Source organism: Micromonospora sp. HM134 (assembly GCF_007833915.1).
GTDB classification, from domain to species: Bacteria; Actinomycetota; Actinomycetes; order Mycobacteriales; family Micromonosporaceae; genus Micromonospora; species Micromonospora wenchangensis.
This window is the reverse complement of sequence record NZ_CP041061.1, coordinates 6,807,658-6,827,491: the sequence shown is the minus strand read 5'-3', so window position 1 is coordinate 6,827,491 and position 19,834 is coordinate 6,807,658. Positions and strand designations below refer to the sequence as shown.

22 protein-coding genes and 1 pseudogene are annotated in these 19,834 nt (G+C 74.2%); 14 read left to right on the top strand and 9 right to left on the bottom strand.

From position 1 onward, the window contains the following. The first annotated feature begins 257 nt into the window (after positions 1-257). Entirely contained in the window at positions 258-743 is a 486-nt protein-coding gene (locus FJK98_RS29720) for a winged helix-turn-helix domain-containing protein (RefSeq protein WP_240762425.1), read from the top strand. 115 nt (positions 744-858) lie between these two features. Further along, positions 859-1,635, top strand: a complete 777-nt coding sequence (locus FJK98_RS29715) for a hypothetical protein (RefSeq protein WP_145923068.1) — start codon at positions 859-861, stop codon at positions 1,633-1,635. A gap of 13 nt (positions 1,636-1,648) precedes the next feature. Here the strand turns inward: FJK98_RS29715 and FJK98_RS29710 are convergent, their stop codons facing one another. From FJK98_RS29710 to FJK98_RS29700, 3 genes are all read right to left on the bottom strand, one after another. Next, entirely contained in the window at positions 1,649-3,703 is a 2,055-nt protein-coding gene (locus FJK98_RS29710; RefSeq protein ID WP_145923067.1) for a glycogen debranching N-terminal domain-containing protein, read from the bottom strand. Next, complete coding sequence (locus FJK98_RS29705) at positions 3,703-4,080, bottom strand: SCP2 sterol-binding domain-containing protein (protein WP_145921868.1); 378 nt, start codon at positions 4,078-4,080, stop codon at positions 3,703-3,705. The genes FJK98_RS29710 and FJK98_RS29705 overlap by 1 nt, the downstream gene beginning before the upstream one ends. 78 nt (positions 4,081-4,158) lie before the next feature. Then, a complete protein-coding gene (locus FJK98_RS29700; protein WP_145921867.1) occupies positions 4,159-4,533 on the bottom strand; it encodes a DsrE family protein in 375 nt (124 codons plus the stop codon). 12 nt (positions 4,534-4,545) lie between these two features. Between FJK98_RS29700 and mtfM the strand changes: the two genes are divergently transcribed. After that, on the top strand, positions 4,546-4,650 hold the full coding sequence (gene mtfM / locus FJK98_RS34735; protein WP_305070102.1) for a small membrane protein MtfM: 105 nt from the start codon (positions 4,546-4,548) through the stop codon (positions 4,648-4,650). A 114-nt stretch (positions 4,651-4,764) separates the two neighbouring features. Beyond that, positions 4,765-5,352 (top strand): FABP family protein, encoded by a 588-nt coding sequence (locus tag FJK98_RS29695; protein ID WP_145921866.1) that lies wholly within the window; start codon positions 4,765-4,767, stop codon positions 5,350-5,352. Positions 5,353-5,441: 89 nt separating this feature from the next. On the opposite strand, the gene FJK98_RS29690 is transcribed toward FJK98_RS29695, so the two are convergent. After that, positions 5,442-6,284 (bottom strand): aminotransferase class IV, encoded by an 843-nt coding sequence (locus FJK98_RS29690; RefSeq protein ID WP_145921865.1) that lies wholly within the window; start codon positions 6,282-6,284, stop codon positions 5,442-5,444. Between the two features lie 91 nt (positions 6,285-6,375). Here FJK98_RS29690 and FJK98_RS29685 point away from each other — a divergent pair, with 91 nt between their 5' ends. The 4 genes from FJK98_RS29685 (at position 6,376) to FJK98_RS29670 (ending at position 10,029) form a co-directional block, all read left to right on the top strand. Further along, complete coding sequence (locus FJK98_RS29685) at positions 6,376-6,780, top strand: Fur family transcriptional regulator (RefSeq protein ID WP_145923066.1); 405 nt, start codon at positions 6,376-6,378, stop codon at positions 6,778-6,780. Next, positions 6,777-7,889: a folate-binding protein YgfZ gene (locus FJK98_RS29680; protein ID WP_145921864.1), complete on the top strand. Its 1,113-nt coding sequence runs from the start codon at positions 6,777-6,779 to the stop codon at positions 7,887-7,889. The genes FJK98_RS29685 and FJK98_RS29680 overlap by 4 nt, the downstream gene beginning before the upstream one ends. Before the next feature lie 146 nt (positions 7,890-8,035). After that, positions 8,036-8,863: a 3-keto-5-aminohexanoate cleavage protein gene (locus FJK98_RS29675; RefSeq protein WP_145921863.1), complete on the top strand. Its 828-nt coding sequence runs from the start codon at positions 8,036-8,038 to the stop codon at positions 8,861-8,863. 206 nt (positions 8,864-9,069) lie between these two features. Further along, positions 9,070-10,029, top strand: coding sequence for an asparaginase (locus tag FJK98_RS29670; protein WP_145921862.1), 960 nt, complete (start codon positions 9,070-9,072; stop codon positions 10,027-10,029). Between the two features lie 63 nt (positions 10,030-10,092). On the opposite strand, the gene FJK98_RS29665 is transcribed toward FJK98_RS29670, so the two are convergent. Next, the gene (locus FJK98_RS29665; RefSeq protein WP_240762423.1) at positions 10,093-10,893 is read right to left on the bottom strand and encodes an alpha/beta fold hydrolase; all 801 of its coding nucleotides are present in this window, start codon (positions 10,891-10,893) and stop codon (positions 10,093-10,095) included. A gap of 112 nt (positions 10,894-11,005) precedes the next feature. Between FJK98_RS29665 and FJK98_RS34895 the strand changes: the two are divergent. The 4 genes and pseudogenes from FJK98_RS34895 to FJK98_RS29645 all read left to right on the top strand — a co-directional run. Then, positions 11,006-11,713: pseudogene (locus tag FJK98_RS34895) on the top strand (helix-turn-helix domain-containing protein); the annotation flags it as partial. Between the two features lie 203 nt (positions 11,714-11,916). After that, positions 11,917-12,693 (top strand): hypothetical protein, encoded by a 777-nt coding sequence (locus FJK98_RS29655; RefSeq protein ID WP_145921860.1) that lies wholly within the window; start codon positions 11,917-11,919, stop codon positions 12,691-12,693. Between the two features lie 70 nt (positions 12,694-12,763). Further along, positions 12,764-13,078: a DUF2516 family protein gene (locus FJK98_RS29650; protein WP_088643267.1), complete on the top strand. Its 315-nt coding sequence runs from the start codon at positions 12,764-12,766 to the stop codon at positions 13,076-13,078. Further along, a complete protein-coding gene (locus FJK98_RS29645) occupies positions 13,075-13,962 on the top strand; it encodes an alpha/beta fold hydrolase (protein WP_145921859.1) in 888 nt (295 codons plus the stop codon). Before FJK98_RS29650 ends, FJK98_RS29645 begins: the two co-directional genes overlap by 4 nt. On the opposite strand, the gene FJK98_RS29640 is transcribed toward FJK98_RS29645, so the two are convergent. Next, complete coding sequence (locus FJK98_RS29640; RefSeq protein ID WP_145921858.1) at positions 13,952-14,464, bottom strand: hypothetical protein; 513 nt, start codon at positions 14,462-14,464, stop codon at positions 13,952-13,954. The two genes, FJK98_RS29645 and FJK98_RS29640, sit on opposite strands and share 11 nt — an antisense overlap. Before the next feature lie 76 nt (positions 14,465-14,540). On the opposite strand from FJK98_RS29640, the gene FJK98_RS29635 reads away from it, so the two are divergent. Next, on the top strand, positions 14,541-15,458 hold the full coding sequence (locus FJK98_RS29635; protein ID WP_145921857.1) for an SDR family oxidoreductase: 918 nt from the start codon (positions 14,541-14,543) through the stop codon (positions 15,456-15,458). Here FJK98_RS29635 and FJK98_RS29630 read toward each other — a convergent pair. Continuing rightward, the gene (locus FJK98_RS29630; protein ID WP_145921856.1) at positions 15,449-16,444 is read right to left on the bottom strand and encodes a YafY family protein; all 996 of its coding nucleotides are present in this window, start codon (positions 16,442-16,444) and stop codon (positions 15,449-15,451) included. The two genes, FJK98_RS29635 and FJK98_RS29630, sit on opposite strands and share 10 nt — an antisense overlap. An 84-nt stretch (positions 16,445-16,528) precedes the next feature. Between FJK98_RS29630 and FJK98_RS29625 the strand changes: the two genes are divergently transcribed. Beyond that, a complete protein-coding gene (locus tag FJK98_RS29625; protein ID WP_145921855.1) occupies positions 16,529-17,323 on the top strand; it encodes an EI24 domain-containing protein in 795 nt (264 codons plus the stop codon). A 43-nt stretch (positions 17,324-17,366) separates the two neighbouring features. Here FJK98_RS29625 and FJK98_RS29620 read toward each other — a convergent pair whose 3' ends face one another. Further along, complete coding sequence (locus tag FJK98_RS29620) at positions 17,367-18,398, bottom strand: GNAT family N-acetyltransferase (protein WP_145921854.1); 1,032 nt, start codon at positions 18,396-18,398, stop codon at positions 17,367-17,369. A gap of 416 nt (positions 18,399-18,814) precedes the next feature. Further along, positions 18,815-19,822, bottom strand: a complete 1,008-nt coding sequence (locus FJK98_RS29615) for a LacI family DNA-binding transcriptional regulator (RefSeq protein WP_145921853.1) — start codon at positions 19,820-19,822, stop codon at positions 18,815-18,817. Positions 19,823-19,834: the final 12 nt, after the last annotated feature.

The window sequence follows — 19,834 nt, the reverse complement described above, 5'->3', positions numbered from 1 at the left end:
CCGCGTGTGCCGGGGTCGCGGCCACGCGCAGCGGCTGAGGAGGTGGCCGGTGGTGGGTGCTGCGTGGCCCCCCCACGGCCGCTGTGCATCATGCTCAGCCGGAGAACCAAGCTGATCAATGGATAGGGTTGGTCAGTATTCGGTCAGTAACCGGGCGCCACGCTGACCGCTAGGCTGACGGCAGGCCGCGCCGGCCCCCGTCGTGGGCAGACGGGGCCGCCGGCAGCGGGCGGCGGGTGTGGTCCTGGGGAGGACGGGTGACCGGTGTCGACATCCCTTTCGTGGTCTGTGTCAGCGCTGACGTCTCGGTCCGGGAGCGGGTGGTCCGCCGGCTCGACGACCTCGGCCCGGTGGTGATCTGCGCCGACCTGGCCGAGCTGCGCGCCATGCTCTTCCCCACCCCGCCGGTGCCGGCTCCCGCGTCCCCGCCGGAGCAGCTCCCGGTGCGCTGCGGCTACCTCGTCGTCGACCCGGCCCGCCACCTGGTCACCTGGCAGGGGGAGCCGCTGGCGCTGACCCGGCTGGAACGGGAACTGCTGGCCCGGCTGGCCGGCGACCCGGGGGCGGTCTGGAGCTACGAACGGATCTTCGGCTCGGTCTGGGGCGGCGCCTGGCTGGGCGACGCGGCCATCCTGCACTCGGCGGTCAAGCGGTTGCGCCGCAAGCTGCGCGAGGTGCCCGGCGGCCCGCAGGTGCAGACCGTACGCGGCGTCGGCTACCGGCTCGCCGTACCGCGCGCCTGACGCCGGACCACCGGCGGGTGGGCCGGCGGCGGGGGCGTGACACGATGGCCCGGTGAACGGTGCCGTCCAGCAGGGGTACGCCCCACCGACCGGTCCGTCCGCGCCGCGCCGCCGGCTGGCCTGGCTGCTGGCCGTGACGGTGGCCTGGGCGGTGGTGGTGGGCGGGCTCACCTGGTGGTCGGCCCGGCACGACCCGCCGACCGTCAAGGAACAGCGCACCCTCGCCGAGGCCGGCCCGGTGGTCGACCGGGCGCTCGGTGAACTGGTCGCGGCGGTCGGCGACGGCGCCTGGGCGCTGACCGGCCCGCGGGTCGAGCGCGGCTGCCGGATCACCCCGATGGCCGACGGCGCGACCCTGAGCCGGGGGCTGGACGTGCTGGTCGCCGAGGGTGGCGAGCGGGCCCTGCTGGACCGGGTCGCCGACCGGCTGCCGGCCGACTGGCGGGCCGGGGTGCGGGCCGGCGCGTCGGGTCCCCGGCTGCGCGCCGACGCCGGGGAGTTCGTCGCCGTGCAGGGCCGGGTGACCAGCGGTGGCCGGGTCCGGTTCACCGCCGACACCGGGTGCCGCCCGGTCGGCGCCGGCTATCCGCAGCCGTCGGCGGCCCCCGCCGATCCGACGCTGGACGCCGCGCTGCGGGCGCTGGGCCGCCCGGCGCGCTCCGCCCCGGAACAGGTCACCGCACCGTGCCCGGGCGGCGGCACCGCGCGTACCGTCGCCGTCTCGGCCGGCGACGCGCCGGTCGCGCTGACCGGGCTGCGTCCGCTGGCCGCCGGCTCCCCGGTGGCCGACCTCCCCGAGGTGTACGCCTACCGCAGCGGCCCGGCCACCGTGCTGGCCGACGGCACCGGCGCGCAGGTACGGGTCGCCGCCTCCACCGGCTGCCCCGGCTGACCCGCCCGCCCGGTCAGTGGCGGGGTCCGTGGTCGCGGGGGGTACGGCTGCGGCCGAGGGCGTCGACCCGACCCCATCGGCCCGGGATGTCCAGCAGTTCGACCCGGCCCATCCCCTCCGGCACCAGCGGATCGATGATCAGGTGCTCGCCCTGCGGTTCCAGACCGAGGATCACCCGCAACAGCAGCAGCGGGGTGCCCGCCGACCAGGCCTGCGGGCTGCACGCCGTCGGATACTGCACCGGGTAGTCGGTGAGGGTGCGTTCGTAGCCGGCGAACGCCTCCGGTAGCCGGCCGCCGAAGAACCGGGAGGCGTCCAGCATCGCCTCGCAGATCCGCCCGGCCTCCTCCCGGAAGCCGTACCGGCTCAGGCCCCAGGCGATGAACGCGTTGTCGAACGGCCACACCGTGCCGACGTGGTAGCCGATCGGGTTGTAGCGGCCCTCGCCGGTGGCCAGGGTGCGTACCCCCCAGCCGGAGTAGAGCCGGGGGCCGAGCAGGTGTTCGGCGATCCGGGCCGCCCGGGGTTCGTCGACGATGCCGCTCCACAGCAGGTGGCCGATGTTGGAGGTGAGCGAGTCGACGTGCCGGCCGTCCGGGTCCAGGGCGACGGCGAAGTACTCCTTCTCCGGAATCCAGAAGTCCCGGTTGAAGCGTTCCTTGAGCGCCGCCGCCTCCCGTTCCAGCCGGTCGGCGTACTCGGGGTCGTTCCAGAACAGCCGGGCCATCCGGGCGCCGCGCCGCTTGGCGTCGTAGGCGTACCCCTGGATCTCGCAGGTGGCCCGGGGGAAGCCGGGCAGCCGGCCGTCGGCGTAGGAGATGGCGTCCCAGGAGTCCTTCCAGCACTGGTTCTCCAGGCCGGTCTCCGGGTTGCGGCTGCGGTACCAGACGTACCCGGTGCCGAGCAGGTCGCCGTAGCTGTCGATCCAGTGCAGCGCGGCGCGGGCGGCGAACTCCAGCCGTTTGACCAGCGCCGCGTCCCCGGTCCACCGCTCGTACTCGTCGAGCAGGATGATGAAGAGCGGGGTCGAGTCGGCGGCACCGTAGTAGGGGGAGTGCGGTTGTTCCTCGAAGCCGGCGGTCTCGCCGTACCGCAGCTCGTGCAGGATCTTGCCGGGTTCCTCGTCGCGGAAGTCGTCGAGCCGGTAGCCCTGGAGCCCGGCCAGCATCAGGATCGTCGGCGGCACCAGCTCCGGCAGGAACGGCAGCACCTGCAACGAGGTGAGCATGCTGTCCCGCCCGAACAGGGTCATGAACCAGGGCAGACCGGCCGCGAGCAGCCGTACGCCCAGCGTGATCGACTCGTACCGGAGGGCGGCCAGGTCGTGCAGGCTCTGCCGGTACGCCCCGGCGAGCGGCTCGCAGTCGCAGCCGAGCTGCGGTGCCCGGCCGACCAGCTCCTCCTGCTCGTCGCGGATGACCGACGGTCCGCGTACCGCCCCGAGCGCGGTGATCGCCCGGACGTCCTCGCCCCGCGCGCCGTGGATGATCGGCGTCACGGTCAGCCGGGTGCTCCACTCGGAGTGCGGCGCGACGGTGATCGACCAGGTCATCCCGGCCTGGTCGACGCGGGCGTCGGCGCTGCTGGTGATCGTCGCCTCGCGGTGGAACGCCTCGCGTCGGTAGGTCAGCCGCAGCGCGTTGTCCCCGGCGACGGCGGTGGTGCGGCCCTTCTTCGGCCGCTGGTGTTTGATCTCGAAGAGGTCGGCGAAGTCGGAGCCCATCTCCAGCCGCAGGTCGAAGCGCATCTCCCGGCCGGAGTGGTTGAGCACGGTGAGTTCCTCGGTGAAGTTGCCACCGATCGACCGGGTGCGGATCATCGACACCTTCGCGTCGAGGTAGTGCGTCGGCTCGCCCGGGACGAGGAAGAACCGGGTCTGGTAGGAGTGCGCGTCGTCGACCGAGAGGGCGTGCAGCCGCTCGCCGTCGAGGGTGAGCAGCCAGGTGGACAGGAACCGGGTGTCGAACGAGAACAACCCGGTCGGGAAGTCGAACGACGGTTCGACGTCCCCGCGCCCGTCGCAGACCAGGAACGTGTTGCCGTCGAGGATGCTGACCCGCTGCTGCATCACGCCCGCCCGGTCTGCTCACGCGCGGTCTCCCGGGGGTCGCGTACCCCGGGCGGGGCGGGGAAGAACTGCCGGAAGACCAGGAACAGCATCACGTTGCCGCTGAACGTGGACTCGTTGCGCAGCACCGCCGAGACGCCCTGGGCGCGCCCGGTGACCAGCCGTTCGAAGAGGTCCGCGCTGCTGCTCCAGACCGCGTCCGCCGGGCCGCTGGCCCGTTCCACCACCGCCCGGCCGGGGCTGATCCGCACCAGCCAGTGGTCGGTGTGGTCGTCGGTGACCAGGTCGATCTGGAGTGTCCCGGTGACGGGGGCACGCAGCACCGCCGGGGCACGTGCCGGCACTGCCGCGAAGAACTCCTCCGTCGCCCGACTCACCTCCGCATGGTAGGCAAAATGCCTACAGACAGGGGCATTATCGGCACCGCCCGGTGGGGTCGGTAGTGGGCGGCCGGGTCAGTAGACGAGCGCCTGCGCGCCCTCGGCCATCGCCTCCTCGACGAAGACGGCCGCGCCGGCGATCCGGACGCCGGGCAGCACGTCGTCCGGGCCGATGTCCCGGCGGGCGGCACACTGCGTGCAGGCGGTGACCTGGCCGGTGGCGAGGATGACGTCCAGCAGGTCGGTCAGCGGCGCCGAGTGCGGCAGGGTGAACTGCCCGGCCCGACCGGGCACGGCGAACCAGGTGGACTCACCGGTCAGCCAGAGCGACACGGTCACCCCGGCGGCGGCGGCCGTGGCGGCCACCGTGAACGCCTGCGCGCACCGCTCCGGGGCGTCCGCTCCGGCGGTGGCCTTGACGACGAGAGTGCGGCCCATGGGGCCCAGCATAGGATGACCATGATGGTTACCGAGATCGGGTTCGTCAGCCTGCTGGTCGCAGCCCTGGGCGCGCTCGCCGGTGGCCTGGTCTACCTGGCCGTACGCCTGTCGAGAGGTAAATGGTGAGCGCGAGGAGTGAGCCGGGTTTGCGAGCCCCGCAGTCGCGAACGAGGGTGGGCCGGTGAGCGCGAGGAGTGAGCCGGGTTTGCGAGCCCCGCAGTCGCGAACGAAGGAGATCCGGTGAGCGAGAATCCCCTTCAGCCGCCGTGGTTGAACGCGCCGCCGGTCGAGGAGTACCCGTACCAGGAGAGCCACGACCTGCGGGTCGGCCCGAAGCTGCACCCGTCGCTGGATGGGCTGTTGCCGTACGTCGGGGTGTGGCGCGGGCGGGGGCGGGGCGGTTTCCCCACCATCGAGGACTTCGACTACGCCCAGGAGATCCGGATCAGCCACGACGGCCGGCCGTTCCTGTTCTACGAGTCCCGGGCCTGGCTGCTCGACGAGGAGAGCCGTCCGGTCCGTCCGGCCGGGCGTGAGGTGGGCTGGTGGCGTCCGGTGCTGGACGGTGAGCGGGTCACCGACGAGTTGGAGGCCCTGATGACCACCCCGACGGGGATCATGGAGCTGCACATCGGCCGGCGTACCGGTACGCAGATCGAGTTCGCCACCGACGCGGTGGTGCGTACGGCCACCGCCAAGGAGGTGACGGCGGGTGCCCGGCTCTTCGGCATCGTGGAGGGGGCGCTGCTCTACGCGCAGGAGATGGCGGGCATGGGCCACAGTCTCTCCCCGCACCTGTCCGCCCGGCTGATCCGGGTGGCCGGCTGACCCGCCGGCCGGGAGTTGATCGACTCAGGTGGGCCGATGTCGCGGTGTCCGTGAGCGGAGATACCGCAACATCGGCCCCACAGCCCCACTCACGAAAACCCCAACAGCCCCCGAAGGCGGGGCGTGTGCGGGGAGGCCGGGCGGGGCGTGGCGTCGAGGGTCCTGACCTCGACCAGGCCGCGTACCGACGAGGTCAGCCAGACTCCGGCGGCGGCGTGCAGCCCGGCCGGGGTGACCATCCGTTCGGCCGGGGTCAGGCCCAGCTCGGTGGCGTGGTCGAGCAGCCAGCCGCAGGTGGTGCCGGGCAGGATGCCGGTACGGGCGGCCGGGACGGTGCACAGGGTGTCGCCGTCCAGCCAGACGACGTTCGCGCCCGGGGCCTCCAGCACGTAGCCGTCGGTCGAGACCCAGAGCACGTCGTCCACGCCGGTCCGGTCGGCCCAGCGGCGGGCGGCGCTGCTGGTCGCGTACGAGATGGATTTGATGCCCGTGGGCAGCCAGGACAGTCCGGGGCGGGTTGTGGCCGGCACCCCGAGGGGCAGGGTGGCGACGGTGACCCCGGCGTGGCGCAGCCGTTTCGCGGCGGCCGGCACCTCGGCCAGGGTGGCGTAGACGGTGGGCAGCCCGCCGCCCTCCGGCCCCCGGGTGCAGACCAGGCGCAATGCGCCCTCGACCCCGGCGGGCCAGCCGTCGACGAGGGCGTCCAGCAGATCCACCAGGACCGCGTCGGGCGGCAGCGGGAGTTCCAGGGCGGCGGCGCCGACGCGCAGCCGGGCCAGGTGGGCGGTCCGCAGCCAGGGGCGTCCGTCGCGCAGGTGCATGGTCTCGAACAGCCCGTCGCCGCGCAGCACGCCCAGGTCGTTCCCGCGCAGCACCGGCTCCGTCGCGGGGACGACACCCCGGCCGAGCACGGCGATCCTCGATGCCACCACGACCGCCGAGCCTAGCGGCGGCCCGACGCGGCCGGGCGCGGGCCGGCGGCCGAACTATGATCGGACGGTGTCCGAATCCTCGCTGGCGGAAATGCTCCGCTCCCGTGGGTTGCGGCTGACGGCGCAGCGGCAACTGGTCCTCCAAGCCGTGCTCGACCTGGGGCACGCCACACCGGAGCAGGTGCACACCGCGGTCCGGGAGGTGGCCGCCGGGGTCAACATCACCACCATCTACCGGACGCTGGAGCTGCTGGAACGGCTCGGCCTGGTGACCCACACCCACCTGTCGCACGGTTCGCCGACCTACCACGCGGCGGGTGAGCACCAGCACATCCACCTGGTCTGCCGCGAGTGCGGCGCGGTCGACGAGATCGACCCGGAGCTGATGCGCCCGCTGGCCGACCAGCTCGCCACCGAGCGGGGCTTCCGGGTGGACATCGGGCACGTGGCGCTCTTCGGCGTCTGCGACAACTGCGAGGACGGGGAACCGACATGATCAACATCGGGGGGGCGGTCGCCGTCGAGGCGATCGACGAGGCCAGCCGGGACCAGCCGGACGCCGAGCACCGGGCGGCCGGGGTACGGGGCGTCGCCGCGCACTACGGCGACCCGCTGCGCGAGCAGCGCACCCTGGCCACCGGGGTCGGCCTGGTGGACCGCTCGCACCGGGGGGTCGTCGCCGTCTCCGGCCCGGAGCGGATCGGCTGGCTGCACACCCTGACCAGCCAGCACCTCGCCGCGCTCGGCCCGTGGCAGGGCACCGAACTGCTGGTGCTCAGCCCGCACGGGCACGTCGAGCAGCACGCCATGGTCACCGAGGACGGCGAGACCACCTGGCTGGACACCGAGCCGGGGATGACGGCCGGCCTGCTGACGTACCTGGAGAAGATGCGGTTCTTCAGCCAGGTCGAGCCGCGCGACGCCACCGCTGACCACGCGCTGCTGTCGCTGGTCGGGCCGCAGGCCACCGACGCCGTCGCCACGCTCGGCGTGACCGGCCTGGCCGCACCCGAGGTGCTCACGGTGCCGGGTCCGAAGTTCCGCTCCGGCGAGCTGCCCCTCCGCCCCACCATCCGGTACGACGTGCAGCCGCTGACCGGTGGCGGGTGGGCCCGCCGGGTCCCGCTCGGGGTGGACCTGCTGGTGCCCCGGCCCGCCCTGGACGGGGTCGTCGCCGAGTTGCGTGCCGGCGGGGTGCCGGCGGCCGGGCTGTGGGCGTACGAGGCGGTGCGGGTGGCCGCCCGACTGCCCCGGGTCGGGGTGGACACCGACCACCGGACGATCCCCGCCGAGGTGGGCCTGATCGCCCCGGCGGTGCACCTGGACAAGGGCTGCTACCGGGGGCAGGAGACGGTCGCCCGGGTGCACAACCTGGGCAAGCCGCCTCGTCGGCTCGTCCTGCTGCACCTGGACGGGGTGACCACCGACCAGCTTCCGGCGGCGGGCACCCCGGTCACCCTGGACGGCCGGACGGTCGGCTTCGTCGGCACCGCCGTGCACCACTACGAGCTGGGTCAGGTCGCGCTGGCCGTGGTGAAGCGCAACCTCGCCGACGACGCCCGGCTGTCGGTGGGCGACGCCGCCGCCGCCGTCGACCCGGGGTAGCCGACCCGCCCGACGGTAAGGATGCCCATCCACCGCTATAGGGACGGGAATTTCTTCGCGTATTCCTCTTCGAGCGTGCGGTTCTTCCTGCCCTGCCTCGGCTGCGCCATCGACCTCGGGCGGTCGGGACGGTTACCATCGCCGGCATGACGACAGGGACGTTGATCACGGTTGCCCCGACCGGCGCGGAGTCGGCCAAGGCGGAGGTGCCGGCGCTGCCGGTGACCCTCGACGAGTTGCTGCTCACCGCCAAGGAGTGCGAGGCGCTCGGCGCTTCCGTGATCCACGTCCACATCCGGGACGACGCGGCCCGTCCCACCCTCGACCAGGGGCGGCTGCGGGAGACGGTGGCGGCGCTGCGCGAGGGCACCGACCTGATCGTGCAGCTCTCCTCCGGCGGCGCGGTGACCGACCCGGAGGCCGACCGGCTGGCCGTGCTGGACGCCGCCCCGGACATGGCCTCCTGCACCATGGGCACGGTCAACTTTGGCGACGACGTCTTCCTCAACCGGTGGGAGTTCATCGTCGACCTGCACACCCGGATGCAGGAGCGCGGCATCCTCCCCGAGTACGAGATCTTCGACCTCGGCCAGCTCGCCGCCCTGCCCCGCCTGCTCGACCGGTACGGCCTGCCGCACGGCGGGCACGTGCACGTCGACTTCGTGATGGGCGTGCCGGGCGGGATGCCGGGCACCACGGCCACCCTGGTCGCCGCCCAGCAGATGCTGCGTGACCTGCCGGCGGGCACCACCTTCTCGGCCACCGGCATCGGGCGCAGCACCATTGCGGTGATGCTGGCTTCGCTCTCCACCGGCGGTCACCTGCGGGTCGGCATGGAGGACACCGTGACGTACGCCAAGGGCCGCCCGGTGGAGTCCAACATGCAGCTCGTCGCCCGCGCGGTCGGGTTCGCGCAGCTCGCCCAGCGCCCGCCGCTGACCACCACCGAGGCCCGTCGCCTGCTCGGCCGGTAGCCCGCCGCCTGCCCGCCGGCCGTGTGGCCTGCCCGCCGGCTGGTGGCCTGCGCGCCGGCCCGGCGTGTGGTGGCGTGCCGGCGACCGGTCGGAGTCGGCCTGCCCGTCGGTAAGCCACACCCGGCCCGGCGCTCCCTACCCGCGCGGCTGACGTCGCAGGTCACCCGGGTGCCGGCCGTGCCGGCCCCCGTCGGTACCTTCCCAGGGTGACCAAGACGTACGAGGGTGGCGAGCCGCTCGCCGAGGTGGTCCGGTCGGGGTTCGTGGAGGGTGTGCACCGGGGTTCGGTGGTGGTGCTCGACGCCGCCGGCGGCCCGGTGGCCGGTGCCGGGGACGGCACCTCACCGATCTTCCCCCGGTCGGCCAGCAAGCCGTTGCAGACGCTCGGCATGCTCCGGGCCGGACTGGCGACGACCGACCCGGCCGACGTCGCGCTCGTCTCGGCGAGCCACGCCGGTGAGGAGTTCCACCTGGCCCGGGTGGCGGCGCTGCTGCGCTCCGCCGGACTGGACCCGGAGGCCCTGCACTGCCCGCCCGACCTGCCGTTCGGCGAGGCCGCCCGGGAGGCCGTGCTCCGGGCCGGCGGCGGTCCGAGCCGGCTGGCGATGAACTGCTCCGGCAAACACGCCGGGATGCTGCTGACCTGCCTGGCCGCCGACTGGCCGCTGGACGGGTACTGGCGGCCGGAGCACCCGTTGCAGCGGCGGCTGACCGCCACCGTCGAGGAGTGCACCGGTGGGCCGGCTGCGGCGGTCGGGGTGGACGGCTGCGGCGCGCCGGTGCTGGCGGTTTCGCTGACCGGGCTGGCGCGGGCGTTCCTGCGGCTGGTGGCCGCCGAGCCCGGCTCCCCGGAGCGCACCGTCGCGGACGCGATGCGGGCGTACCCGGAACTGGTCGGCGGCACCGGGGCGGACGACACCCGGCTGATGCGGGGCGTGCCGGGGATGCTGGCGAAGATCGGCGCGGAAGGCGTGATCGCCGCCGCGCTGCCCGGCGTCGGCGCGGTCGCCCTCAAGATCGACGACGGGGCTACCCGGGCCCGGATGCCGGTGCTGGTCTCCGGGCTGCGCCGGCTCGGCGTGCAGGCCCCCGTCCTGACCGAGTACGCCGAACTTCCCCTGCTGGGTGGGGGCCTCCCCGTCGGCGCGGTCCGCCCCGTCTGGTGACGCCCCCGGCCCCTGCCCGGCGCCTTCCCGGTGGCGTGCGGGCGGGGCGGGCCGGCCGCGTGGTCAGGGCAGGAAGGCGCGGAGGGCGTCGGCGACCGGGGTCGGGCGTTCCAGCGGGACCAGGTGGGCCGCGTCGGGCACGTCGGGGAGGCGGTGGGCGTCCGGGGCCTCGGCGGCGATCCGGTCGGCCAGTCCGATGATGTCCGGGATGTCGACGGCACCGGCGGTGACCAGCACCGGCATCCGCAGCTCGCCGAGCCGGCCGATGGCGGGTGGGTCGAGTTCGACGACGTCCACCGCGCTCAGCGCCTGCTCGGCGGCGAGGGCACGGCGGTCCGACTCCTCGGCGGCGGCGATGAACGCCGGGTCCAGGTCCTCCGGGCGGCGGTACGGGCCGACCACCCAGAACCGCACCTCACCTGCCGCGTTCGCCGCGAGATCCTCCTCGTCGACCTCGCCGACCAGGGTGTCCCACAGCTCCTCGGTCTGCTCCGACCACTCGTGCCCGGACACGGCGGTGCCGAACAGCGCCAGCGCCGACACCCGTTGCGGGTACGCCAGCGCGGTGTCGATCGCCACCGCCCCGCCGAACGAGCACCCGGCCAGGGCGGCCTGTTCGATGCCGAGCGCGTCCAGCACCGCCCGTACGTCGTCGTGGTGGGCGAAGGACTCGGGGGGCAGCGCGGAATCCCCGTAGCCGCGTAGGTCCAGGCAGATCACCCGGTGCCGGTCGGCGAGGGCGTCCCGTACGCCGTGCCACATCCGTCGGTCGGCGATCCCGGCGTGCAGCAGGAGCACCGGGCTGCCGCTGCCCGCTTCGTCGTACCCCAGGGTGGTGCCGTTGACGGCGATGTTCGTGGTCACGCCGTGCAAGGTACGGACCGGACATCCGGTCCCGCAACGCGGTTTTGTTACCTCGCTAACTCTGGCTAGCGTTTCGCTTGCTGGAGCTAGCAGCGCGGACTACGGTTGGGGTATGGCCGCACCCAAGGATCTACCCGACGTCGGCGGATTCATCCGTGACCTGCGGCGGAACGCCAAGATCTCGCTCCGCCAACTCGCCGAGCAGGCGGGGGTGAGCAACCCCTACCTCAGCCAGATCGAGCGGGGCCTGCGCAAGCCCAGCGCCGAGGTGCTCCAGCAGCTGGCCAGCGCGTTGCGGGTCTCCACCCCGGCGATGTACCTGCGGGCCGGGCTGCTCGACGACAAGGAGGGCCAGGGCGTGCTCGCCGCCATCGCGGTCGACCCCGACCTCACGATGGCCCAGAAACAGTCCCTCAGCCAGATCTACGAGACCTTCCGCCGGGAGAACGCCCGCCTGGCCGAGGCCGAAGCCGCCGCCAACCCGTCCGCCGAGGACGAGCCGGTGGCCACGGCCGGGGCCACCGGCGCACCGGCCACCGCCACCGCACCGGACCCGTCCGCTACGGGCCGGACCGTCACCGGCGGGACCGCCGTCACCGACCGGACCGCCGTCACCGACGAGACCGTCACGGCGGCCGTCACCGACGGGGCCGCCGCCACGGATCAGCCGGTCGTCACGGACCGGACCGCCGCCGTGGCGGACCGGCCGGCCACCCCGGCCCCGGCGGGCGGCCCGTCCGCGCCGGCCGTGCCGACCGGGGCGGCAGCCGGGATCACCCCGGCGGCCACCGGCCCGGTCACCCCGGAGGGCACCCCGACCGAGGCCGTCCTCGAATCGGTCGCCCGCACCGAGGCGGGCACCGCCCCCGCCCCGGGCAGCGCCGCCGACGCCGCGACGGCGCCAGCGTCCCCGGCCGGCGGGACGGACCCCGCGCCCGCCACCGGCACCCGCGCCGGCAGGGCGGATGCCGCACCCACGACCAGCACCAGCAGGGCCGCCGGAGCGGCCGAGGAGGAGTTGTCATGACCCAGCCGAAGACCAACCGCATCCCTGCCCCGCTCTACGCCGCCGCCGGCGCCGGCGAGCTGGCCTACCAGCAACTGCGCAAGCTGCCCACCGTGGCGACCGAGCTGGGCAACCGGGTCGTCGCCGACGGCACCAGGGTCGTCGCCGAACTGGGCGGCCGGGCCGTCGTCACCTCGGTCGAGCTGCGGCAGAAGGCCACCGAGACCTTCCGTACCGCCAACCTGACCGCCACCGGTCTGCGTGAGCGGGTCGCCCCGACCGAGCTGAACCTGGACAAGCTCCGCGCCGAACTCGACCTGGACAAGCTCCGGGCCGAACTGGACCTGGACCGGCTGCGCGGTGCCGCCACCCGCAACGCCGCCGTCGTGGTCGCCGGGGCTCAGGCGGCCCAGGAGCGCGCGCTGGCCGCCTACGGCGCGCTGATCGCCCGGGGCGAGCGGGTGGTCGGTGCCGGGGTGCTGGAGGCCGCCGACACCGTCAACGCCGACATCGAGGCCACCGACGCCACCGTGCGGACCGGGACCACGCCGGACACCACGACCGGCCCGGCGGACACCGTGACCACCCGCCCGGCGGGCGTGGCCGCCGACCAGACGCCGACCCCGGCGGACGTGGCCGAGGTCGTCGAGGCCAAGCCGGCCGCCGCCAAGGCCACCCGGACCCGGGTGACCAAGGCCGCCAAGGCCACCAAGCCGGCGGCGACCGGGTCGACCGCGACCGGTACGACGGCGAAGCCGAAGACCACGAAGCGGACCCGCCCGGCCGCCGAGTGACCGTCACCGGCACCGGCCCCGGGGGCGTCCTGACGGACGTTTCCGGGGCCGTCGGCATATGCTGGCCGACATGGCCATCGCCGCGCCGATCTTCGTGTTCCACCTCGTCTACGTGATCGACCTGGTCCTGCTCGTGTTCGCACTGGCGGTGCAGGGCATCTCGCTGGTGCACGCGTTCACCCAGCGCTCGGACGCCTTCCCGGCGATCGGGACCCTCCCCAAGGGTGGCTGGATCGCCATCCTGGCCGTCTGCATGCTGCTCACCCTGCTCGGTTTCGGCGCGCTGAGCATCTTCGGGCTGATCGGCATCGCGGCCGGCCTGATCTACCTGCTCGACGTCCGGGTGGGGCTGCGCGACCTGCACGACGGCAAAGGGTTCTGGTGAGGGGTTTCCGCTGGCCGCCACCACCGGACGGCGGACCCCGCACCTGGGGCCCGGGGCCGGGGGCGCCGCGTACCGGGCGACCCGCCCTGCCGGAGCCGGAGACCGAGCTGGTCGCCACCCCGCACGACGTGCAGCTGGAACGGCTGGTCACCGGCGTCGGTGACCCGGTCACCGTGTTCGCGCACGGGTTCGGCAACGGCATCGCCACCACCCGCCCGTTCGGCAGCGCGGTCGCCGGTCGCCGGGTCTTCTTCCAGTTCCGGGGGCACGGCCGCTCCGACGCGCCGCCCGGCCCGTGGAGCTACCTCGACCTGGCCCGCGACCTGCGGGCGGTGGCGGATCTCAGCGGTGCCACCCGGGCGTTCGGGGCCAGCCTCGGCGCGGGCGCGCTGTGCCGGCTGCTCGCCGAGAGCCCGGACCGGTTCGAGAAGCTGGTCTTCCTGCTCCCGGCCGTCCTCGACCGGCCGCGTGGCCCGATCGCCCAGCAGCGGCTGGCCGACCTGCTGGAGGCGGTGTCCGGCGGCGACGCCTCGGCCGTGGCGGACGTGGTCGCCCTGGAGCTGCCGCCGTCGGTCCGCAACACCCCGGCCGGCTGGGCCTACCTGCGGCAGCGGCTCGACCAGTTGCTCCGCGACGGGCTCGCCACCGGCCTGGCCGACCTGCCGGAGCAGTCCCCGCTGGCCGCCCTCGCCGCCCTCGCCGCGGTGACCGCGCCGGCCCTGGTGATCGGCTGCGTCGGCGACGACCTGCACCCCACCCACATCGCCGCCGAGCTGGCCGACGCGCTGCCGCAGGCGACCCTGCACGTCTACGACCGTCCCGGGTTCGCCTGGACCGACCGCGCCGACCTGCGGGACCGGATCTCCACCTTCCTCAACGACTAGCGTCGGCGTCCGCCGCCGGCAGGTGGGCGGCGCGGACGTCGCGCAGCCAGCGTTCCACGGTGGCCTCGTCGGGCCGGTCGGGCAGCGGGGTGCGGAGCCGGTCGAAGTCCCGCTCCGCCTCGGCGACCAGTGCCTGCGCCTCGGCCAGCGCGCCGCCCACGACCCGCTCGCCGAACGCCCGGAACCACTGCGGGTCCGCCAGCCGGATCTCCAGACGGCCGGTGGCGTAGAGGGTGCGTCCCTGGTGCAGCAGCCGGGCCAGGTGCCGGGCGTGCTTCGCCGAGCAGCGTCGGCCGCCCACCGTCGCGTCGCGGGTGGTCAGCTTGCGGAACTGCTGGCTCGCGTACCCGAGGTAGGCGTCGCGGACGCGCGGTGCGCTAGCCGACCGGATGGCGATCAGGCGGTCACCGGTTTCGGTGCGGGTCTCGTAGCAGCCGTCGGAGCCAGGGCCGGCCAGCCCGTAGGCGACCGAGCCGACGATCCCGGAGAGCAGCAGGTGCATGCCGGGAGCATGCCGGACCGAACCGGCATCCGAAACCGGACTTCGGTTGTCAGGTATCACTGCCACCCTCGACGGTATGACGACGACACCGTTGGACGGAAAGGTCGCGCTGGTGGCCGGCGCGACGCGGGGCGCGGGCCGGCAGATCGCGATCCAGCTCGGCGCGGCCGGGGCGACGGTCTACGCCACCGGCCGCAGCAGCCGGGCCGGCCGCTCCGAGCTGGACCGTCCCGAGACCATCGAGGAGACCGCCGAGCTGGTCACCGCCGCCGGTGGCACCGGCATCGCGGTACGGGTCGACCACCTGGTGCCCGACCAGGTCCGCGACCTGGTGGCCCGGATCGACGCCGAACAGGGCCGGCTCGACGTGCTGGTCAACGACATCTGGGGTGCCGACCCCCTGATCACCTGGGAGAAGCCGGTCTGGGAGCAGCCGCTGGAAGCCGGGTTCCACACCCTGCGGCTGGCGGTGGACACCCACATCGTCACCAGCCACTTCGCGCTGCCGCTGCTGATCCGCCGCCCCGGCGGGCTGGTCGTCGAGATCGGCGACGGCACCCGGGCGTACAACGACACGCACTACCGGCTGTCGGTCTTCTACGACCTGGCGAAGGTGTCGGTGACCCGGCTCGCGTACAGCTGGGGGCACGAGCTGACGCCGCACGGGTGCACGGCGGTGGCACTCACCCCCGGCTGGATCCGGTCCGAGGCGATGCTGGAGCACTTCGGGGTGACCGAGGAGACGTGGCGCGACGGCGCGGCGAAGGACCCGCACTTCCTCATCTCGGAGACGCCGGCCTTCGTCGGGCGGGCGGTCGCCGCCCTGGCCGCCGACGACGACCGGGCCCGCTGGAACCAGGCGTCCGTCTCGGCCGGCGAACTGGCCCAGGTGTACGGCTTCACCGACGTCGACGGCAGCCGACCGGACGCGTTCCGCTACCTCAGCGAGGTGGTCGAGGCGGACAAGCCCGCCGACCCCACCGGCTACCGCTGATCAGGGGGTACGGAGGTGACGCCGTAGAGGGCGGCTGAGCGGGCCGCCGCGTCGACCAGGCGGGCGCGCAGTTCCGGTGGGTCGAGCACCTCCACCTCCGGGCCGAGGCCGAGCAGTTGCGGGTACGCCACCTCGACGGACTCGACGGGCAGCCGGGTCACCACCCAGCCCTGCCCGTCGGGTGCGCCGACCGAGGCCAGCGCCTCCTCGTACGCGAAGGGGGTGTCGGCGAGGAACCGCAGCCGGCGCAGGCCGACGGGGCTGACCCGGACGGTGACCCGCTCGGCGAGCATGCCCCGCAGGAACGCCTCGGCCTGCTCCCGCCAGTAGCCGCCCAGGTCGAAACCGTCGTCCCGGACGAACGTCGCCGGGTCGGGCACGACGTCGACCACCCGGTCCACCCGGTAGGTACGCATCGCGTCACCGACCCGGCCGACGAGATACCAGGTGCCGCTCTTGAGCACCAGCCCGTACGGCTCGATCCGGCGGGTCACCTCCCGTTCGCCGCGCCGGTACCGCAGCACCACCACCCCGTCCCGCCACACCGCGCGGGCCAGCTCGGTCAGCCAGCGGGGCGGGGTGGACTCCCGGAACCAGCCGGGCACGTCCAGATGGAACCGTCGCCCGGTGCGGGCGGGGGCGTCGCGCAGGCTCGGCGGCAACGCGGCGAGCACCTTCAGCTCGGCGGACGCCACCGCGTCGGCCAGCCCCAGGTCCCCGGCGGGGCCGGGCAGCCCGGCGAGGAAGAGCGCCTCCGCCTCGTCGCGGGTCAACCCGGTCAGCCGGGTCCGGTAGCCGCCGAGCAACCGGTACCCGCCGGCCCGCCCCCGGTCGGCGTAGACCGGCACCCCGGCGGCGGAGAGCGCCAGCACGTCCCGGTAGACGGTCCGCTCGGACACCTCCAGCTCCCGGGAGAGTTCGGCGGCGGTCATCGTCTCCCGCGACTGCAACAGCAGCACCAGGGAGATCAACCGGGACGCCCGCACCCCTGCATCCTGCCGGCCCGACCCGTCGGCCGGCACCACCGGGTGTCCGGTGGCGGTGGCCCCCGGCCGATAGGCTCTGCGGTCGTGAACGGACCCCGTACGATCGCCGCGCCCGTGACCGGTGCCGCCCGTCGCTTCTTCGGCGGCGTGGGCCTGCTCCTGCGTGGCCTCGGCCTGTACGTCCGCAGCCCGGGGTTGATGCTGCTGGGCGTGGTGCCGGCGTTGCTGTCCGCCGTGCTCTTCGTCGCCGCGTTCGCCACCCTGGTCTACTTCGTGGACGAGCTGGCGGCGTGGGTGACCCCGTTCGCCGACGACTGGTCGGACACCCCACGCAGCCTGGTCCGGGTGATCGCCGGGCTGGCCTTCCTCGGGCTGGGCGGGTTGCTCACCGTGGTCGGGTTCACCGCGGTCACCCTGGTCATCGGCGACCCGTTCTACGAGAAGATCTCCGAGCGGGTGGAGGATCGCCTGGGCGGCACCCCGGGCGCGGTTGAGGTGCCGTTCGGGGCGTCGCTGCGGCGCAGCGTCGTCGACTCGTTGCGACTGGTCGGGCTCTCGGTGCTGTTCGGCATCCCGCTGTTCCTGGCCGGTTTCATCCCGGTGGTCGGGCAGACCGTGGTGCCGGTGGTCGGGGCGGCGGTGGGCGGCTGGCTGCTCGCCGTGGAGCTGGTCGGCGCGCCGTTCTCCCGGCGAGGGCTGCGGCTGCCGGACCGGCGGGTCCGGCTGAAGGCGGACCGGGCCACCTCGCTCGGCTTCGGGGTGGCGGTCTTCCTGTGCTTCCTGATCCCGCTCGGTGCGGTGCTGGTGATGCCGGCCGCCGTCGCCGGGGCGGCGCTGCTCGCCCGCCGGTCGCTGGGCCAGCACATCGAGGAGAACTGACCCGCCGCTGTCCGGTGGCCCGACGGCCCGGCCGGGCCTGCTGTCAGGGCAGGTCGCGCAGGCAGGACCAGGCGGAGGCCACCGGCCGGTAGCCGAGGCGGGTGTTGACCGCCAGCATCGGCGCGTTGGCCTCGTCGTTGGAGGTGTAGGCCGTGCGTACCCCGCGACCGGCGGCCCGGTGCAGCGCGGCCTGCTTGGTCAGCCGGGCCAGCCCCCGACCCCGGTACTCCGGCCGGGTCGCGGTGAAGTCGGACCACATCCGGTCGCCGTCCCGCTTGACCAGGCTCAGCGCGACCAGCCTGCCGTCGATCTCGGCGACCGTGCCGGCGTCCCGGTCCAGTCCCGGGTTGTCCCAGCACTCCGACCGCCACAGCGAGTAGCTGGTCGCGTCCACCGGCACGTCGCCCGGCTCGCCCGTCGCGGCGGCGGCGTCGAGGAGGTGGACCCGGTACGGGTCGAGCCCGGCGAGCGGGAGCAGCCGTACCCCGGCGGGCGGCTCGGGCATCGGCGGGGCCGGGCGCAGGTCGAGCGCCGAGTAGCGCAGCTCCCGGCTGGGGGTGAACCCGTGCCCGCGGGCGTACGACAGCGAGTCGGTCTGCACCCAGGTGCGTACCCGGCGGACCCGCAGCGCGGCCAGGTGGTCCAGCGCGGCGGTGAGTAGCGCGGTGCCGACGCCCCGGCCCCGGTGCTCCGGGTGCACGTGCAGGGTGGAGACGTCCCCGAAGTCCGGCACGGAGGTGTGCGCGTTCCGGTGGGCCGAGGCCCAGCCGACGATCCGGCCGTCCGCCTCGGCCACCCAGGCCGTCCAGTCCTCCTCGGGCGGCGGTTGGGCGATCATCTGCCGGGTCGACGCGACGCCCCGCACCAGGTACGGATGGACCAGCGACCGCAGCGCCACCACCCCTGGCGCGTCGTCCGGCCGGGCGGTGCGGATGTGCCACCCCGCCGCCGGTCCGCTGAGTGGCCCGGCGGAGTAATCGTGGGCGGGCGGGACAGGGGGCCGGCGCTGCTGGGTGGTGCCGGTCGGCTCGGTGGTGCCGGTCGGCGCGGGTGGTGGTGCGGCAGCGTCAGGCATGCCCGCGAGCGTAGGCACGGGCCGGTGTCGCCGGCCACGGCTTTTCGGATCTGCCCTGCCCGTCGCTCTGAGTGACACTGCCCTGGCGTGACCGTTTTCACTCTCCGTGTTCTCGGGTCCACCCCCACCATGTCACCCTCGCTTCCTTTGCTCTGCTGCCATGGAGGCGACAGGAGCCTGAGCTGCTGTTCTGTAACTTGCGTTCGACGGCCGTCGCGTCAGCCTGGTCACGCTAGGTGCCTGTCGCGCGGATGGCAGCAGAGCAAAGCGGCTGAACAGGAGAAGTATGGGGTCGACGCAAAATCGCTGAGAGTGACGGGGTTGTCGATGGTCAGCGTCGGGTGCGGTGCTCGGAACGGCGGGGTGGCAGCGCGGCGGGCAGGGAGCGCGGCGGACGGGGACGGGGACGGGGCGGATCAGGCGGACTGCCTGATCACCAGCTCCGTCGGCAGCACCACCGCCCGCTCCACCTCCGCGCCGTCGGCCAGGGCCAGCAGCAGGCGGGTCATCTTCCGGCCCAGCTCGACGATCGGCTGGCGCACGGTGGTCAGCGGCGGCTCGGTGTAGGCGGCCGTCTCGATGTCGTCGAAGCCGATCACCGCGACGTCGTCCGGCACCCGCCGGCCCGCCTCGTGCAGCGCCCGCAGGGCGGCGTGCGCCATCAGGTCGGAGGCGGCGAAGACCGCGTCCAGATCGGGGTACGCGGCGAGCAGCCGACGCATCGCGATGGTGCCCGACTCGCGGGTGAAGTCGCCGTACTCGATCAGCTCGGGCAGGCCGGCGGCGACCACGGTGTCCCGGTAGCCGGCGAGCCGTTCGATGCCGGCGACCATGTCCTGCGGGCCGGCGATGGTGGCGATCCGGCGGCGACCGTTGTCGATCAGGTAGCGGGTCGCCGTGGCGACCCCACCGACGTGGTCCACGTCGATGTAGGGGACGTCGGCGGCGTCCAGTGGCCGGCCGCTGCACACCACCGGGATGCCCAGCCGGGCGAGCCGGCCGGGCAGCGGGTCCTCCCCGTGCAGCGAGGCGAACAGCACCCCGTCGACGTGCCGGCCGGTGGTGTAGCGGGTGACCCGGTCGTGCCCGGCGGGCGAACCGGCCAGCATCAGCACCAGCTGCTTGTCGGCCGCCTCCAACTCCTGGGCCGCGCCCCGGATGAGCCCGGGGAAGACCTGGTCGTCGGAGAAGACCCGGGTGGCCGCCTCCGGCAGCACCAGGGCGACCGAGTCGGTCCGCTGGGTGACCAGGCTGCGGGCGGCCAGGTTCGGCACGTACCCCAGCTCGGCCACCGCCCGGCGGACCGCCTCCTGGATCGGTTCGGCGACCGTGGTGGAGCCGTTCACCACCCGGGAGACCGTCGCCCGGGACACCCCGGCCTGCCGGGCGACCGCCTCCAGGGTGGGCCGTTGTGCCGCCGTCATACCCGCTCCCAC

What these genes read in the sequence shown, in the direction of transcription:
- FJK98_RS29710 (WP_145923067.1), bottom strand. Translation starts at nt 3,703, where the DNA reads ATGCAGCAGCGGGTCAGCATCCTCGACGGCAACACGTTCCTGGTCTGC.
- FJK98_RS29700 (WP_145921867.1), bottom strand. Translation starts at nt 4,533, where the DNA reads ATGCTGGGCCCCATGGGCCGCACTCTCGTCGTCAAGGCCACCGCCGGA.
- mtfM (WP_305070102.1), top strand. Translation starts at nt 4,546, where the DNA reads ATGGTTACCGAGATCGGGTTCGTCAGCCTGCTGGTCGCAGCCCTGGGC.
- FJK98_RS29685 (WP_145923066.1), top strand. Translation starts at nt 6,376, where the DNA reads ATGCTCCGCTCCCGTGGGTTGCGGCTGACGGCGCAGCGGCAACTGGTC.
- FJK98_RS29680 (WP_145921864.1), top strand. Translation starts at nt 6,777, where the DNA reads ATGATCAACATCGGGGGGGCGGTCGCCGTCGAGGCGATCGACGAGGCC.
- FJK98_RS29675 (WP_145921863.1), top strand. Translation starts at nt 8,036, where the DNA reads ATGACGACAGGGACGTTGATCACGGTTGCCCCGACCGGCGCGGAGTCG.
- FJK98_RS29655 (WP_145921860.1), top strand. Translation starts at nt 11,917, where the DNA reads ATGACCCAGCCGAAGACCAACCGCATCCCTGCCCCGCTCTACGCCGCC.
- FJK98_RS29650 (WP_088643267.1), top strand. Translation starts at nt 12,764, where the DNA reads ATGGCCATCGCCGCGCCGATCTTCGTGTTCCACCTCGTCTACGTGATC.
- FJK98_RS29640 (WP_145921858.1), bottom strand. Translation starts at nt 14,464, where the DNA reads ATGCACCTGCTGCTCTCCGGGATCGTCGGCTCGGTCGCCTACGGGCTG.
- FJK98_RS29635 (WP_145921857.1), top strand. Translation starts at nt 14,541, where the DNA reads ATGACGACGACACCGTTGGACGGAAAGGTCGCGCTGGTGGCCGGCGCG.
- FJK98_RS29620 (WP_145921854.1), bottom strand. Translation starts at nt 18,398, where the DNA reads ATGCCTGACGCTGCCGCACCACCACCCGCGCCGACCGGCACCACCGAG.
- FJK98_RS29615 (WP_145921853.1), bottom strand. Translation starts at nt 19,822, where the DNA reads ATGACGGCGGCACAACGGCCCACCCTGGAGGCGGTCGCCCGGCAGGCC.